This window comes from Microbacterium wangyouchuni (assembly GCF_051546305.1).
Lineage (GTDB): Bacteria > Actinomycetota > Actinomycetes > Actinomycetales > Microbacteriaceae > Microbacterium.
Genome location: NZ_JBPTMA010000002.1, coordinates 63,107 through 78,815, shown reverse-complemented (window position 1 = coordinate 78,815; position 15,709 = coordinate 63,107). Strand labels below are relative to the sequence as shown.

The window sequence follows — 15,709 nt, the reverse complement described above, 5'->3', positions numbered from 1 at the left end:
GCTGCATGTGGTGCGACCACGAGCGACCCCTCAAGCAGGGGCAGACGGGATGCCGGAGACAGGTATATGCCGAGCAGATCAGGCGATCAGCTCTGCGGAGGCGCCTTACCTGTCGACCCGGAAGCACCCGATCGCAGGTGCGGCGCCCGAGCGCGCGTGGCTCAGGCCAGAGCGCCGGAGGTCGGCACGGGGTTCGTGAAGACGTCGAAAACGGGGCAGTGCGCGTCGACGACCTGGCGCAGGTTCTCGTACTGCTCGGCCGTGTCGGGTCCGGTGATGTCGACCTTTACCCGCACGTCTCGGAATCCTGCCCGACCGGACTCATCGATCCCGAAGAGCTTGCGCACATCGAGGTCACCTTCGGCCGTGATCTCGATCTCGTCGATCGTGAGCCCGAGCGCCTGTGCGTAGAGGCGGAACACGACAACCTGGCACGACACAAGCGCGCCGAGCGCATATTCGACGGGGCTGGCCGCCGCATCGTCTCCGGCGAGAGCGCTGGGTTCATCGACGAGGAAACGGTGCTTGCCCGCGCGGATCTCAGTCGCGACCGAGCCGATTCCTCGGCCGACGACCTTGTAGGTGAGCTGAGCGTTCGTCGCATCCGCGGCGATGCGTTCGTTCCACGCCGTGCCGGCCTCGGTGAGGCGCCGCGTCCGCTCGGCTGCGGTGACGTCGGTGACGTCGGTGACGGATGCGATCTGGTCCTGAAGAAGAGTCATAGCGCGACGATAACGGCGACGCTGGCCTGCGGCGAAGGAGGCCGTCATCCGCCGTCACATCACAGGATTATGTCGTGGCGCGCGCAGCTCGCTTCTCCTCCTGGAAGACGCGGATCGCCTCGTAGCGCTCGGCGGAACGGGCACGGCGTTTGGACGCCTCCTGCTCGCGGTTCTTCGGCGGCGCGGTGGTGATCAGTCCATCGAGAAGGGCACGGGTTGCCCGCGCGATCTCTGCGACGGCACGGTCGAAGACCACCTGATTGGCGCGGGAGGGTGCGTTCGCGCCGGAGACCTTGCGCACGAACTGCAAAGCGGCATCCTGACACTCCTCGTCAGTCGCGGCGGGTTCCAGGTTGTTCAGCGGGACGATGTTGCGGCACATGCCAGCACGCTACGCCGGTTCCTGAGGTGGCGCGAGTGGTCGCTTCACCACAGCGCGAGCGGCGCGAAGCGACACCTCCCCGCGACGGACTCCCCTCCCGCAGCGGGCCAGGCATCCGCCGCGGGCTACTTCTTGTAGTTGGGCGCCTCTACGACGATCTGCACGTCGTGCGGGTGCGACTCCTTGAGCCCCGCCGCAGTAATGCGCACGAACTTGCCGCGGGTCTTGAGCTCGTCGATCGTGCGAGCACCGACATAGAACATCGACTGACGCAGGCCACCGACGAGCTGGTACGCGACTGCCGAAACCGGACCGCGGTACGGAACCTGTCCTTCGATGCCCTCCGGGATGAGCTTGTCGTCGCTGGGCACATCGGCCTGGAAGTACCGGTCCTTCGAGTACGAAGTCTGCTTGCCGCGAGTCTGCATCGCACCGAGCGAGCCCATGCCACGGTACTGCTTGAACTGCTTGCCCGCCTGGAAGACGATCTCTCCCGGTGACTCGTCGGTTCCGGCGAGGAGCGAGCCGAGCATCACAGCATCCGCCCCGGCGACCAGCGCCTTGGCGATATCGCCCGAGTACTGCAGACCACCGTCGGCGATCACCGGGATACCGGATTCACGCGCGGCGAGCGAGGCTTCGTAAACGGCTGTCACCTGCGGCACACCAACGCCGGCTACAACGCGAGTGGTGCAGATGGATCCGGGACCCACCCCGACCTTGACGGCATCCACGCCCGCATCGATCAGCGCCTGCGCACCCTCGCGAGTGGCGACGTTGCCGCCGATCACGTCGATGTGCTCGAACGTCGGGTCTGCCTTCAACCGCTGCACGAGGTCAATCACACCCTGGGACTGCCCGTTCGCGGTGTCGACCACGAGCACATCCACACCGGCGTCGCGCAGCGCCTCCGCACGTTCCCAGGCGTCGCCGAAGAATCCAATCGCAGCACCGACACGCAGCCGGCCCTGCTCATCCTTGGTGGCCAGCGGGTACTTCTCGCTCTTGTCGAAGTCCTTGATCGTGATCAGGCCGGCGAGCTTGCCGTCGTCATCGATGAGCGGCAGCTTCTCGACGCGGTGCTTCGCGAACAGCGCGATGACCTCTCCTGCCGGAACACCGACGGGAGCGGTGACCAGGTTCTCGCTGGTCATGACGTCCTTGACGAGTGTGGTCTGACGTTCACGCCCGCTGACGAAACGCATGTCGCGGTTGGTGATGATGCCGACCAGGTGTCCGGTGTCGTCGATCACCGGAAGCCCCGAGATGCGGTATCTCGCACACATCTCATCGACCTCTTCGACCGTTGCCTCGGTCGTGGTCGTGATCGGGTCAGTGATCATGCCGGACTCGCTGCGCTTGACGCGATCCACATGAGCGGCCTGATCGGCGATCGAGAGATTGCGATGCAGGATGCCGATACCGCCCTCGCGCGCCATGGCAATTGCCATGCGGCTTTCGGTGACGGTGTCCATCGCGCTGGACAGCAGGGGCGTGGCAACCGAGATGCGGCGGGTGATCCGCGAAGAAGTATCCGCGTCGCTGGGAATCACATCGGTGTGCCCGGGAAGGAGCAGAACATCATCGTATGTGAGTCCGACGAAACCGAAGGGATCGGGCTGGTCCATGAAATCTCCTCCTGCAGGCGCGTTGCGGTGTACCAATTCTAAGCGTGCGGAGACCGCGAATATTCCGGTCGAGCGCCGCCTCTGCGACACCCCCGGCATTGCGATCAGGAAACAGTTAGTACGCATTTACCCAAGTCCGCGTTACGCTCAGTGCGACGTCCGTCACTCGACAGCCTCCCGACGGCTGCGCGAGGGCACTCAATGTGGAGGATGCGTGGGACTCAGATCATCGGCGCTTCAGCGCCCCAAGAACACCCTGTGGGCGCTGCTGGCGGCGCTGACAGTCATCTTCGTGCTGGTCGGGATTCCGTCCGGCACGGCTGTGGCAGACACGACCGACGACGGCCAGGAAGTGACAGACTTCTACTTCGCCGGCAACATCACCTTCGAAGGCACGCCGATCGAGGGCGTCACCGTCGCTGTGGACGGCAACGGTTTCGATGCGAAGACGGAAACGGATGCCGACGGCAAGTGGCGGTTGTACGTGCCCGAGAAGGAGCAGTACACCCTCGCCGTCGATGAGGACACGCTGCCCGAGGGCGTCATCGTCGATCAGACCAAACTCCCCGAGGGCGTCGCAGCGGTCGAGGGCACGAGCGGTTCGTTCGAAGCCGAGTTCGGGCTCACCGGAACCAAGATCATCAACCTGTTCCTCGGTGAGGGCGAGCGGGTCACGGTCTCCTTCATCGATCAGCTGATCTCCCGCATGGTGGGCGGCATCAACTTCGGTCTGCTGCTGGGGCTCGCCGCGATGGGCGCGGCCCTCATCTACGGCACGACCAGGCTGTCGAACTTCGCACACGGTGAGATGGTCACCTGGGGTGGCGTCGTCGCGGTGCTGTTCACATCCTTCTGGCAGCTTCCGCTGTGGGCCGGTCTCATCGCCGCGGTGATCGGCGGTGGTGCGCTGGGCTTAGCCATGGATGCCGGACTCTGGCGTCCGTTGCGCCGACGCGGCCTCGGCATCGTGCAGTTGATGATCGTCAGCATCGGACTGTCGCTCGCACTGCGATATGTGCTGCAGTACATGGTTGGCGGCGGTACCCATCAACTTCCGGGGGCAAGCCCGACGCCGATGCAGTTCGGACCGATCACCCTGTCGTACATCGACCTGATCAGTATGGGGATCAGTCTCGCCGCCATCCTCGGCATGGCCTATTTCCTCACCCGCACTCGCATCGGCAAGGCGACGAGGGCGATCTCCGATAACCCACAGCTGGCGGCAGCATCCGGAATCGACGTCGACAAGGTCGTACGCATCGTCTGGATCGTCGCCGGCGCGCTGGCGGCGATCTCCGGCGTTCTGTGGACGTACTTCCGGCCTGGTGTGAAGTGGGACATGGGCATGCAGATGTTGCTGCTGATCTTCTGCGCGATCACCCTGGGCGGTCTCGGCTCGGCGATCGGCGCTCTGATCGGCTCCCTCATCGTGGGCATCGCCGTCGAGGTCTCGACGCTGCTGGGTGTTCCCTCCGACCTCAAGTACGCCACCGCGCTGGTCGCACTGATCGTGATCCTGCTGGTGCGGCCTCAGGGCTTGCTCGGGCGCAAGGAAAGGCTGGGCTGACATATGGACTTCGGATCGATCTTCGGCAACACCGCCGCATACATCTTCAGCCCCGTCACGATCGCGTACGCGCTGGCGGCCACCGGGCTTGCCGTGCACTTCGGCTATGCGGGTCTGCTCAACTTCGGCATGGCGGCATTCATGGCCGTGGGCGCCTACGGCTATACGATTCCCGTCCTCGTGTTCGGAGCACCATGGTGGCTCGGCATGCTCATCGGCCTCCTTGGTGGCGCCGTATTCGCCCTGCTGCTGGGTATCCCGACGCTGCGGCTGCGCGCTGACTACCTCGCCATCGCCACGATCGCGACAGCGGAAGTGGTGCGACTACTGTTCTTGACGAGGCTGTTCGAGGAGTGGACGGGAGCGGCAGGCGGGCGTACCGGATACCACGCCAGCTTCCGCTCGGCGAACCCGTTCCCCGAGGGGACCTACGGCTTCGGTCCCTGGACGTACAACGCCACTGAACTGTGGGACCGGGTGTTCGGCCTGATCCTGCTGGCCATCGCAATTCTGCTGGTGTGGGCCCTGATGCGCAGCCCCTGGGGCCGTGTACTCAAGGGCATCCGTGAGGACGAGGATGCCGTGCGCTCACTGGGCAAGAACGTCTTCGCATACAAGATGCAGGCGCTCGTCGTCGGCGGTGTGATCGGCGCTGCCGGTGGCATGGTCTTCGTGCTGCCCTCGGCAGTGGTGCCCGGCAGCTATTCGACATCGCTGACGTTCTTCCTGTGGACCGTGCTGCTGCTCGGAGGAGCGGCCACCGTGTTCGGCCCCACTCTCGGTGCGGTGCTGTTCTGGGTGCTGTTCGCGTTCCTCGGCAACCTGCTTCCACAACTGGCGAGCAACGGCCTGCTGCCGATGACGGCGTCCCAGGCCGAGGTCGTCCGCTGGATCCTGGCTGGTGTCGCGCTCATGCTGATCGTGATCTACCGCCCGCAGGGCATCCTCGGAGACAAGAGGGAGATGACCTTTGTCAAGTGAAAGCACGCCGGTCAAACGGCAGAAGTCAACGGGCCTGGCCAAGGGCGAGGCTGTCCCCGGAGTCGCCAAGGTTGACCCGATCCTCGTCGTGGATGCCATCGAGCGCCGCTTCGGCGGACTCGTCGCCGTCGACGTCGACCATCTCGAGATCCCCCGCGGCGCGATCACCGCCCTGATCGGGCCGAACGGTGCGGGAAAGACCACCCTGTTCAACCTGCTCTGCGGCTTCGACAAGCCCAACGCTGGCACCTGGGAATACAACGGCAAGAGCCTGGCCGGCATCCCGTCGTTCAAGGTAGCCCGCATGGGGCAGGTGCGAACCTTCCAGCTCACAAAGGCACTGTCGCTGCTGACGGTGCTGGAGAACATGAAGCTCGGCTCCCCCGATCAACCCGGTGAAAAATTCTGGGCCAGCCTGTTTCCCGTGATCTGGCGCAAGAAGGAAGCCGAGATCGAGGTCAAGGCCCGAGAGCTGCTCACGCTGTTCAAACTCGATGCCAAGGAGAAGGACTTCGCCGCCTCCCTCTCGGGAGGTCAGCGCAAGCTGCTGGAGATGGCGCGGGCGCTGATGAGCGATCCCAACCTCGTCATGCTCGACGAGCCGATGGCCGGCGTCAACCCCGCTTTGACGCAGTCCCTGCTCGATCACATTCTCGGGTTGAAGGACCGCGGTATGACCGTGCTGTTCGTCGAGCACGATATGCATATGGTGCGCCACATCGCCGACTGGGTGGTCGTCATGGCCGAGGGCCGCGTCGTCGCGGAAGGGCCACCGGAGACGGTCATGGAGGATCAGGCCGTGATCGATGCGTATCTCGGCGCTCACCAGGACGTGGACCTCGGCGAGGTCACCGGGCGCATCGCGGTGGTATCGGATGCCGAGGCAAGCCGCATCCGTGAAAAAATCGAGTCCGAAGCCGAGGCTGAGCTCGATGAAGGGGAGAAATCATGACCGATGCTTCGCACGTCCGCCAGCAGATCGGCGACGCTGCCCCGCCCGATGATCGCGACATCGTCGTCGAGATGAAGGACGTGCACGCCGGGTATCTCCCGGGCGTCAACATCCTCAACGGTGCGAACCTCGTCGCGCACAAGGGCGAATTGGTCGGCATCATCGGCCCCAACGGTGCGGGAAAGTCCACGCTGCTGAAGGCGATCTTCGGCATGCTGCAGGTGCGCGAGGGCGAGATCACCCTGAACGGTTCGAGCATCGTCGGTCTCAAAGCCGACAAGCTCGTTGCCCGCGGGGTCGCCTTCGTTCCGCAGACCAACAACGTCTTCCCGTCGCTGACCATCGCCGAGAACCTGCAGATGGGGCTCTATCAGAACCCGAAGATTTACAACGAACGCCTCGCGTTCGTCACGGAGATCTTCGCGGAGCTCGGCTCACGGTTGAAGCAACGCGCCGGATCCCTGTCGGGCGGCGAGCGTCAGATGGTGGCGATGTCTCGCGCGCTGATGATGGACCCCTCCGTCCTGCTGCTGGATGAGCCCTCGGCAGGGCTTTCGCCGGTGCGCCAGGATGACGCCTTCATCCGCGTCTCCGACATCAACAAGGCCGGCGTAACGACGATCATGGTCGAGCAGAACGCTCGCCGCTGCCTGCAGATCTGCGACCGCGGCTACGTGCTCGACCAGGGTCGCGACGCTTATGAGGGCAGCGGACGTGACCTGCTCAACGACCCGAAGGTGATCGGCCTGTACCTGGGAACGCTCGGCCAAGACGCCGCCTGACCAGCGCCACAGTGAAACGGCCCCGGATGCGTCGCATCCGGGGCCGTTCTCTTCTCCGCGTGTTACTTGATGCGGGTGTGTAGGTTGCCCTCACCGTATTCGTAGACGCCGATGGCTGCGCCCTTCGGGTCGTTGTTCTCATCGAACGTGACCGAGCCGGACAGGCCCTCGTAATCGACGGTGCCGCCGTCGTTGATGATCGCGGCGCAGTCAGCGAAAGTGCTGCACTTCTCGCCTTCGCCCTCACCGCCCGAGACCTCGCGCATCTTGCCGGCGATGTCGGCGCCCTCGACAGACTGCGCGGACAGCGCCGACAACGCGATCAGGATCGTGGCGTCGTACGCCTCAGCGGAGTACGTGACGGCGTCGATCGGGTCATTGCCCTCAGCGGTCCAGATCTCGTTGAGCTGGTCGATGAAGTCATCGGGCAACTCGGCTCCCGCACGCGTTCCCTTGGAACCGGTCAGGTCGATTGGGAGGTCAGGCCAGTCCTTCAGGTTGCCATCGACCAGGTACAGCTTGCCGGTGTCGACGCCCGCGTTGCCCAGCAGCGGGGCGATCGTTGCGAACTGGTCGTACGAGACGATAGCGACCGCGTCGGGGTTCGCCGCGGCAATGGTGTCGACCTGGGCGTTGTACTGGCCGTCGCCCTGGTTGTAGGACGCTTCTGCGACGACTTCGCCACCGGCGGATGCGAAGGTCGCCCCGATGGCCTCTGCGAGGCCGGTACCGTAGGGGTCATTCTGGTAGAGGATGCCGAGAGTAGTGTTGCCATCCTCAGCGATCTGGTTGCCCAGCACCTCGCCCTGCAGATTGTCACTGGGAGCGGTACGGAAATACATCGGGTCGATGCCGGTGAAGTCCGCCGAGGTGTTCGACGGCGACACCGTGACGATACCGGCACCGACGTTGCCGTCGAGGATGAGCTTGGAGACGCTGGAGGAAGCCGCACCAACCATCGCTGTGATGCCAGCGCTCTGCAGTTTGGCGATCGAGGTCTCGTAGGCCTTGTTGTCGAGGTCGCCTTCATCACCGGTCGACAGTTCGACGGTGATGCCTGCATCCGCCTCATTGATCTGCGAGACGGCGAGTTGCACACCGGCCTCCATCGGAGCGCCGAGGAACGAGAGCGTTCCGGACGCCGGCAACAAAGAGCCGAGCTTCAGCGTCAGGTCGACCGCCGCCGGCTTGTCTTCACCGCCGCCATTGTCTGTGGGCGTCTCGGCTGGGGTGCTGCTGCACCCGGCAATGACCAGTGCGGAGGCGCTTGCCAGCGCAAGCCCCGCGAAGATCCTCGCGGATCGCGAGCCCTTCATAGCGTTCATGTTGCTCCTTTGCGTAACTGAACGTGGATAACCACCTTCGGGTGCCTATCACCCTAATCTCTTGTATGTGCGGACAGTCGATGCTTCTGTCTCGGTCCCGCAACAATCCTCAGATCAGCGCGGCTGGGGCCGCGCGGCGGCCACGCTGCTTCTTCAGAGCGAGGTCGACGAGGAACACGCCGATCGCCACCCAGACGATGGCGAACCCGATCCACCGTTCGGTCGGCATCGGCTCTTTCAACAGCGCCCAACCGACCAGGAACTGCATGACCGGGGTGATGAACTGGAACATTCCCACCAGGGTCAGATCGATCCGCCTGGCACCGGCAGCGAAACACAGCAGGGGCACTGCTGTGGCGATACCGGCACCGGCTACCAGCACCGTGTGCCAGACGCTCACGGCACCGAAGGTGATGCCATCGGTACTGCCGACGATGATGAGTGTGACCGCGGCGACCGGGATCAGCCAGAAAGATTCCATGGTCAGTCCGCTGACAGCATCCACCGCCGAGCCGATCTGCTTCTTGACGAGTCCGTAAAGGCCGAACGATGCCGTCAACGACAGTGCGATCCAGGGGAACCGTCCGTGGGCGATGATGATCACCACAACCGCGACGGCGGCGATGCCGATCGCGGTCCACTGCAGTTTTGAGATGCGCTCGCGCAGCACGAAGACGCCCAGCAGCACCGTGAAGATCGGGTTGATGAAGTACCCGAGACTCGTCTCGATGACCTGCCCGCTGAGGGTTCCGATCAGGAACACCTGCCAGTTGCCGTAAATGAGGATTCCGGCGAGCGCCGTCCACCCCAGCAGCCGCGGCTGCCGGATGATCGCCCGCAACGACGCCCAGCCGCGTGTGACAGCGAGCAGCACGAGGCAGAAGACGAACGACAGCAGCACCCGCCACGCGACGACCTCCCATGGGCCGGTCGGCACGAGCATCAGGAAGTACAGCGGCAGCACACCCCAGAGCAGATAGGCGCCGACGGTGTAGGCGATGCCGCTGCGGCTTGCTCCCATCCCTTCACCCTATCCGCCCCCTCCGCCCCTTAACCCCTTGCGAGTGGTCGCTGGTGGCTCATAATTTGACGAAAATCGAGCCACCAGCGCCCACTCGCAAGGGGTGGGGGCGGGGACGCGGAAGGGCCCGGATGCCGAAGCATCCGGGCCCTTCTTTGCTTTACTGAAACGCTCAGCGAACGACGACTGCGAGGACGTCGCGAGCCGAGAGCACGAGGTACTCATCGGCGCCGAACTTCACCTCGGTGCCGCCGTACTTGCTGTACAGAACGCGGTCGCCGACGGCGACGTCGATCGGAACGCGGTTGCCGTTGTCGTCAATGCGGCCGGGGCCAACGGCCACAACCTCGCCCTCCTGGGGCTTCTCCTTGGCGGTGTCAGGGATGACCAGGCCACTTGCTGTGGTCTGCTCGGCCTCGACCTGCTGGATGACGATGCGGTCTTCGAGCGGCTTGATGGAAACCGACACGGTCTACCTCTTCTTTCTTGACGCTGACACGAAAGACTTGTTCGCACTCTCAACCCGAGAGTGCTAACCCAAGTGTATGCGGTCGGCTGGCACTCACGCAATGCGAGTGCCAGTTTTGTCGTCACAGACCCGACGGACACACCTCGTAGGCTGGTCCCGTGGACATGTCCGAACTCACTGCCCTACTCACCCCCGATGGCCTCCGGCTGCTCGACGAGGTGGGCACGATCGAGTCGACGGCGGATGTGGCGCAGACCGTTTCCCGCCTGCGTGCGGCGGGCCACTCCCCCGATCTCGTATCCGCTGTCGTCGGGCAGGCGCATCTGCGCGCAAAGGGTGCTGCGAAATTCGGTGGCTTCGCCGAGCGGATGCTGTTCACCAGAGCAGGCTTCGAACAGGCCACCCGCCTGGGAGTTGCAGCACGCCATGCCGGACGCATGCGCCGCGCCGGCATCACCCGGGTCGCAGACCTCGGTTGCGGCATCGGCGGCGACGCACTCGCGTTCGCCGGTGCAGGGCTGAGCGTGCTGGCCGTCGATGCGGATGAGGTGACCGCAGCCATCGCCGCGTACAACCTCGCTCCATTCGGCGATGAAGCGACCGTCAAACACAGCACAGCCGAGACCACCGATCTCACCGGCATCGACGCAGTGTGGCTCGACCCCGCACGCCGGACTGCCGGTCACAGCGAGACGCGGCGGGTGACGGCATCCGATTATTCCCCGTCACTGGACTGGGCATTCGAGCTCGCATCGCGGGTGCCGACCGGCATCAAACTCGGCCCCGGGCACGACCGTGAGTCGCTTCCGGCAGACGCCGAGGCGCAGTGGGTCAGTGCTGACGGCAGCGTCGTCGAACTCGTGCTCTGGTCTGGCGTGCTCGCTCGCGAAGGTGTCCGCCGTGCGGCGCTGGTGATCCGCGGCGACGAGTCGCATGAGCTCACCGGCGGGGCGGATGCTGAGGACGCCGACGTCCGTGAACTCGGCGCATTCCTGCACGAGCCCGATGGCGCGGTCATCCGCGCACGTCTGATCGGCGACGTGGCACGCAGCCTGGAAGCCGGGATGCTGGACGAGAAGATCGCTTACATCACCGGAGATGCGGCGCTGACGAGCCCGTTCGTGCAGTCGTTCCGCGTGCGCGAGGTGACCGCTGCGAACCCGAAGGCCATCAACGCGGTGCTGCGCGCCGGCGACATCGGCACGCTGGAGATCAAGAAGCGCGGGATGGACATCGATCCCGCCGCGTTCCGCAAGAAGTTGAATCTGAAGGGAACGAAGTCGGCGACGTTGATCCTCACGCGCACGGGCGACAAGCGGATGGCGATCCTCGCCGACCGGGTATGAGCCGGAGTCATCTCACTCGTTGATGTCCCCGGTTTTGTCGTCGATCTCGACCTGCTCGCCTTCGGTGACTTCGACTCGAGTGCCGGGAACCTTCACGATCGTGAGTTGCTGACCGCGCGTCTCGGTCTGATGCACGATGTACTGTGTCGGGATGCCGCCGACGGGTGCCGTGACGACCAAGTCCGTCATGGGCATTTCCGCGGTCGATGAACAGCCCGACGCGATGCCGGCATCAGATTCCACGATCAGGCACATCTCGTTGCCCCAACTCGTCCAGATCGGCCTCTCGCCGTCATAGCCGAGAATACTGAGCGAATTTCGATCGAAACCTGCTGCTTCTACGCGGTCGAGGGCTTCGCGTTCTTCCTCGCTGAACTGCGACTCCCAGTTGTGGTCTTCGGGATTCCAGAGCTGGATCGCGGGGACAACCTCCCCATTCGCCGATAGCAGCAGGAACACATTGAGCATCTGCCCCTCGGCCTCATCGCCCTCCGGCACCGTGATGGAGACGTTGGCGGCCCCCAGGTTGCTCTGATCCAGCTCCGCGCATCCGCTCTGCTTCTGCACCGGCGTCGTGACGATGATGCACGTCCGCTCGCCCTCTTGGCTTTCTGCACGCCAGATGACCACTCCATGACTCTCCGACAGCGCGGCGACGGTTCCCGGGTCGTAGTCACCGGATTTCTCCAGTTCGGCGCGTTTCTCGGAGTGTGTGGTGGCGAGGGCGAACTCGGCCGTGTTCCAGCCCCAGAGCGTCCATCCGACCCCCATCCCGATGAGCAGGGCCCCGACAGCGGCGAGTGCGAGTCGCCGGCGACCGCGGGTTGGTCGGGATGGTGCGGATGCTTCAGGCTCTGGATTCGGCGATTCCTCGGGCAGCTCGGACCCGTCCGGCACCTCGGACCCCGCGGGCGCCTCCACAGCCTCCGCGCCCCAGACCGGGGCTGCGCGCTCCACAGGCTCCACGACGGAAGGCGCCGCGACGGAAGGCGCCGCGACGCGTGGGCGCAGCTTCGACTCCAGCTCGTGCAGGCGCGCCGCATCCTCGGCGGCCAGCCCACCACCGCGTCCGTACGCACGTTTCTGAAGCGACCGCAGCTGCGCGGTCTCTGATTCGTCCAGCATCCGTCCGATCATGTCACCCGTCGAGGCTTCGGTGCACATCCAGGTGCACGGCCGGCTCCCGTCCAGCGGTGAGCAGCAGCGTGGCGTACGCCTCGTCGGTGTAGCCGTCGCCGTCGATCCGGTGCACCACGGCGAGCCCGTCGGATGCCACCCGATCCTCATCGCTGCACGCAGTGGTTGCGTCGAGGCCATCATCGACGATGAGGCACAGCGTATCGCCGCCGTCGGTCATCGCGAGCCAGACGATCACGTCGTCGTGTGCGATCATCGCCCGCAGCGCGTTCGCGTCATAGCCGCCATCAGCGACGAGCTCATCCCCTCTCAGCCGTTGCTCCTGCGTTAATCCGATCGATGAACTGTCCGCACGTCCGAACAGCGTCCAGCCGACGCCGATGCCCACAGCGAAGACGGCGATGACTGCGAGCACGGCGCGCCACATCCGGATGCGCGAAGACGGCTGCGGCGGTGCGCTTCCAGATAGATCAGCACCGGATGCGCCGCCGGACGGCCCGGTATCGCGGCGCCGCTCCAGGTCTCGCAACCTCGCGATCTGCTCCGCTGACAGATCACCATCCTGCCGATACACCTGCGCCTCAAGCATCCGCAGTTCTGCGAATTCGTCGGCGCTCAGCATCCGTTTATCCGAGTGTCTCGAACTGCATGGCGGCCCAGATCAACCAGCCCAGGCTGAAGATCGTGGCGGCGATCCCGAGCACAAGTGCCCACCGCGCAATCGCGCGGTTCTCGACCGGACGACGCAGCGACATGATCGCGGCTACCACCGCGACGATCGCCAGCGGGATGCCCCAACCCACGAACCACGACGCGACCAGGGCGACGATTGCTGCGACAAGCGCCCAGGGCGCGAGGCGCGCATTGTCATCGCTGACCACCGCGTCGTTCGGAGCCCACTGCACCGCAGGCATACCCGCGGTGTCGGCCGGACCACTGGCGACGACCGGCTCTATGCCGACAGGGCCCGTGGGCAGCGTCGTGTAACCCTCGCGCGGCGCTCCGGGCATCCGCGCTGTGCCGGCCGGCCGCTCAACCTCTGAGCTCGGCTCCTCAACTCTGGGCTGATCGCTGGGCTGATCGCCGGGCTCGCTCATGCGGCTTCCTCGTGCGCGGCATCCGTTCGCTCGGCGACCTGGATCTCGGTGACCGGCAACGTCGAATCCGCCCCGAATGCGAGCGTCGAAGGGCGACGCCCGGAAGCAATGAGGTCAGCAGCGAGCGCGGCGATCATCGCACCGTTGTCCGTGCACAGTGACAGCGGCGGGATACGCACGGTGACGCCCGCTTCCGCCGCACGGGAGAGAGCAACCTCGCGCAGCCGCTTGTTCGCGATCACGCCACCGCCGAGCAGCAGGCGAGGCACCCCGAGGTCGGCGCAGGCGGCCAGCGCCTTGGTCACCAGCACATCGATGACGGCTTCACGGAAGCTCGCTGCCACATCAGCAACCGGCACCGGTTTACCTTCGGCCTCACAGCGTTCGACCCAGCGGGCGACGGCGGTCTTCAATCCGGAGAAGGAGAAGTCGTAGCGGTGCTTTTCCATGTCCGAGGCCTTCGACAGCCCGCGCGGGAAACGGATCGCCTTCGGATCGCCGTCGAGAGCCACCCGGTCGATCTGCGGGCCGCCCGGATACGGCAGCGACAGCAGTCGGGCGACCTTGTCGAATGCTTCACCAGCCGCGTCATCGATCGTTTCGCCCAGCAGTTCGACGTCGGTGGTGAGGTCGCGCACGTGCAGCAGCGATGTGTGTCCACCGGAGACGAGAAGTGCAATCGTCGGGTACTCGAGTGGTTCGGAATCGGGGGTCACGATGTCTGCGGCGATGTGCCCGACGAGGTGGTTCACCGCGTAGAGCGGCTTGCCGAGCGCGACGGCCAGGCCCTTGGCCGCTCCGACTCCGACCATGAGTGCGCCGGCGAGGCCCGGACCGCTGGTGACCGCAATCGCGTCGAGGTCGGCGAGCTGTACCTGAGCTTCGGCGAGCGCCGCCTCGATCAAGGGTTGCAGCGCTTCGAGGTGCGCGCGGGCGGCGACTTCGGGCACGACGCCCCCGTACCGGGCGTGCTCATCCATGCTCGAGGCGATCGTGTTCGACAACAGCGTGCGTCCACGGACGATGCCGATGCCGGTCTCGTCGCAGCTCGTCTCGATCCCGAGGACCAGTGGCTCGCTCATGCTGTCTTCTCCTCGTCACACTGTTGGGCGGAGTTCGCGCTGTTGGGCGGAGAAATCTCCGCTGAAGTTCCGCCCATGGGTGCGTTTTCCGCCCGAGCGTGCGGCGCGGCAGCGGCAGCGGCAGCGGCAGCCCTATCCGCCCACGCCCGCAGGTCGAGCTTCATCACGATCGCATCCACATTTTCCGGCTGGTAGTACCGGGGGCGGCGGGCGATCTCATCGAACCCCTCCGAGAGATAGAGCGCCTCCGCACCGGGGTTGTCAGCGCGAACCTCCAGGAAGACTTCCCGGGCTCCGCGAGCGGATGCCTCGGCGAGCAGCGTACGCAGAAGCGCGCGGCCGCGGCCCTCTCCCCTGCGTGCTTCGAGTAACGCGATCGTCTGGATGTCGGCATCCGCATTCCCGCGGATCGAACGGAGGCCGGCGTATCCGATGATGTCGCCGGCATCCTCGTCGACGAGATACTGGCTGTGCTCGGTGGCGAGTTCCGCTGCCATCGACTCGCTGCTCCACGCGTCGGTGGGAAACGATGCGTTCTCGATCGCCATGATCGCGTCCAGATCAGCGGGAGTCGCGATACGGATGGTCACGAGCTCACTCGTTTCGGAGCGCCGGGAACGGTGACATCCGGCTGGCGGAGGTAGAGCGGCTCAGCGCCGGTCAGCACGCGTGCGGCGTTCGCGGCACGGATGCCGACGCGGCCGAGCGCGGCGCCATCGATGGTTGCGACCTCAATGGCATGGATGCCGCTGAGCCGCTCCTCCGAATCGGCGCGAGGCACGAGCACCGTGGGTGCTGTGAGGTTCGGGATGCCGTCGGCATCGAGGCCGTCGAACACGCTGATCGCGACCTCTCGGCGGCGAGCATCCGTCACGATCGCGAAGGGGGTGTCCGGAGCTTCTGCCTCGATCACTGCGAGCGCGGCACCGAAATGGCTGGGCACCGCGATGACCGGGATGCCGCGGGCGAGCGCGAAAGCTCGGGCTGTGGCGATGCCGATCCGCAGGCCAGTGAAGGGGCCGGGGCCCATGCCCGCGACGACCTGGGTGACATCCGCCGCATCTGCTTCTGACAGCGCCCGCTCGAGGAGCGCGCCGATGACCTCGGCGTGCCCGAGCGGGTCAGGGCTCGAGGCATCCGCTCGCAGACGCCCATCGGCATCGATCAGAGCGACGGCAGTGCCCAGGGAAGTATCGACGGCAAGGATCACCTCTCCAG

Annotated in this window: 17 protein-coding genes; 5 read left to right on the top strand and 12 right to left on the bottom strand. The window is 65.3% G+C overall.

Going from position 1 to position 15,709, the window contains the following annotated elements; genetic code table 11:
* Positions 1-161 precede the first annotated feature (161 nt).
* The 3 genes from ACSS7Z_RS03750 to guaB all read right to left on the bottom strand — a co-directional run bounded on the left by ACSS7Z_RS03750 (position 162) and on the right by guaB (position 2,732).
* Positions 162-722 (bottom strand): OsmC family protein, encoded by a 561-nt coding sequence (locus tag ACSS7Z_RS03750; protein WP_438253141.1) that lies wholly within the window; start codon positions 720-722, stop codon positions 162-164.
* A 67-nt stretch (positions 723-789) separates the two neighbouring features.
* The gene (locus ACSS7Z_RS03745; RefSeq protein ID WP_438253140.1) at positions 790-1,104 is read right to left on the bottom strand and encodes a DUF2277 domain-containing protein; all 315 of its coding nucleotides are present in this window, start codon (positions 1,102-1,104) and stop codon (positions 790-792) included.
* Positions 1,105-1,229: 125 nt separating this feature from the next.
* A complete protein-coding gene (gene guaB / locus ACSS7Z_RS03740) occupies positions 1,230-2,732 on the bottom strand; it encodes an IMP dehydrogenase (RefSeq protein WP_438253139.1) in 1,503 nt (500 codons plus the stop codon).
* Positions 2,733-2,946: 214 nt separating this feature from the next.
* Between guaB and ACSS7Z_RS03735 the strand changes: the two genes are divergently transcribed.
* From ACSS7Z_RS03735 to ACSS7Z_RS03720, 4 genes are all read left to right on the top strand, one after another.
* Positions 2,947-4,299, top strand: a complete 1,353-nt coding sequence (locus ACSS7Z_RS03735; RefSeq protein WP_438253138.1) for an ABC transporter permease subunit — start codon at positions 2,947-2,949, stop codon at positions 4,297-4,299.
* A gap of 3 nt (positions 4,300-4,302) precedes the next feature.
* Positions 4,303-5,280 (top strand): branched-chain amino acid ABC transporter permease, encoded by a 978-nt coding sequence (locus tag ACSS7Z_RS03730; RefSeq protein WP_438253137.1) that lies wholly within the window; start codon positions 4,303-4,305, stop codon positions 5,278-5,280.
* Positions 5,270-6,232 carry an ABC transporter ATP-binding protein gene (locus tag ACSS7Z_RS03725; RefSeq protein WP_438253136.1) on the top strand — a complete coding sequence of 321 codons (963 nt, stop codon included), beginning with the start codon at positions 5,270-5,272 and terminating at the stop codon, positions 6,230-6,232. The genes ACSS7Z_RS03730 and ACSS7Z_RS03725 overlap by 11 nt, the downstream gene beginning before the upstream one ends.
* A 71-nt stretch (positions 6,233-6,303) precedes the next feature.
* Positions 6,304-7,014, top strand: a complete 711-nt coding sequence (locus tag ACSS7Z_RS03720) for an ABC transporter ATP-binding protein (RefSeq protein WP_438253686.1) — start codon at positions 6,304-6,306, stop codon at positions 7,012-7,014.
* A 62-nt stretch (positions 7,015-7,076) separates the two neighbouring features.
* On the opposite strand, the gene ACSS7Z_RS03715 is transcribed toward ACSS7Z_RS03720, so the two are convergent.
* From ACSS7Z_RS03715 to groES, 3 genes are all read right to left on the bottom strand, one after another.
* Positions 7,077-8,339 carry an ABC transporter substrate-binding protein gene (locus ACSS7Z_RS03715; RefSeq protein ID WP_438253135.1) on the bottom strand — a complete coding sequence of 421 codons (1,263 nt, stop codon included), beginning with the start codon at positions 8,337-8,339 and terminating at the stop codon, positions 7,077-7,079.
* A 109-nt stretch (positions 8,340-8,448) separates the two neighbouring features.
* Positions 8,449-9,360: an EamA family transporter RarD gene (rarD, locus tag ACSS7Z_RS03710; protein ID WP_438253134.1), complete on the bottom strand. Its 912-nt coding sequence runs from the start codon at positions 9,358-9,360 to the stop codon at positions 8,449-8,451.
* A 172-nt stretch (positions 9,361-9,532) separates the two neighbouring features.
* Positions 9,533-9,829, bottom strand: coding sequence for a co-chaperone GroES (gene groES / locus ACSS7Z_RS03705; RefSeq protein ID WP_028502311.1), 297 nt, complete (start codon positions 9,827-9,829; stop codon positions 9,533-9,535).
* A gap of 158 nt (positions 9,830-9,987) precedes the next feature.
* On the opposite strand from groES, the gene ACSS7Z_RS03700 reads away from it, so the two are divergent.
* Positions 9,988-11,175 carry a THUMP-like domain-containing protein gene (locus ACSS7Z_RS03700; protein WP_438253133.1) on the top strand — a complete coding sequence of 396 codons (1,188 nt, stop codon included), beginning with the start codon at positions 9,988-9,990 and terminating at the stop codon, positions 11,173-11,175.
* Positions 11,176-11,187: 12 nt separating this feature from the next.
* Here the strand turns inward: ACSS7Z_RS03700 and ACSS7Z_RS03695 are convergent, their stop codons facing one another.
* From ACSS7Z_RS03695 to tsaB, 6 genes are read right to left on the bottom strand one after another with little or no spacing between them, the layout of a single operon-like run.
* Positions 11,188-12,339 (bottom strand): hypothetical protein, encoded by a 1,152-nt coding sequence (locus ACSS7Z_RS03695; protein ID WP_438253131.1) that lies wholly within the window; start codon positions 12,337-12,339, stop codon positions 11,188-11,190.
* Complete coding sequence (locus ACSS7Z_RS03690; protein WP_438253130.1) at positions 12,314-12,934, bottom strand: hypothetical protein; 621 nt, start codon at positions 12,932-12,934, stop codon at positions 12,314-12,316. Before ACSS7Z_RS03690 ends, ACSS7Z_RS03695 begins: the two co-directional genes overlap by 26 nt.
* Before the next feature lie 4 nt (positions 12,935-12,938).
* Positions 12,939-13,409 carry a hypothetical protein gene (locus ACSS7Z_RS03685; RefSeq protein ID WP_438253129.1) on the bottom strand — a complete coding sequence of 157 codons (471 nt, stop codon included), beginning with the start codon at positions 13,407-13,409 and terminating at the stop codon, positions 12,939-12,941.
* A complete protein-coding gene (tsaD, locus tag ACSS7Z_RS03680) occupies positions 13,406-14,491 on the bottom strand; it encodes a tRNA (adenosine(37)-N6)-threonylcarbamoyltransferase complex transferase subunit TsaD (RefSeq protein ID WP_438253128.1) in 1,086 nt (361 codons plus the stop codon). The genes ACSS7Z_RS03685 and tsaD overlap by 4 nt, the downstream gene beginning before the upstream one ends.
* Positions 14,488-15,081 carry a ribosomal protein S18-alanine N-acetyltransferase gene (gene rimI, locus ACSS7Z_RS03675; protein ID WP_438253127.1) on the bottom strand — a complete coding sequence of 198 codons (594 nt, stop codon included), beginning with the start codon at positions 15,079-15,081 and terminating at the stop codon, positions 14,488-14,490. The genes tsaD and rimI overlap by 4 nt, the downstream gene beginning before the upstream one ends.
* The gene (gene tsaB / locus ACSS7Z_RS03670) at positions 15,078-15,701 is read right to left on the bottom strand and encodes a tRNA (adenosine(37)-N6)-threonylcarbamoyltransferase complex dimerization subunit type 1 TsaB (protein ID WP_438253126.1); all 624 of its coding nucleotides are present in this window, start codon (positions 15,699-15,701) and stop codon (positions 15,078-15,080) included. Before tsaB ends, rimI begins: the two co-directional genes overlap by 4 nt.
* Positions 15,702-15,709 lie beyond the last annotated feature (8 nt).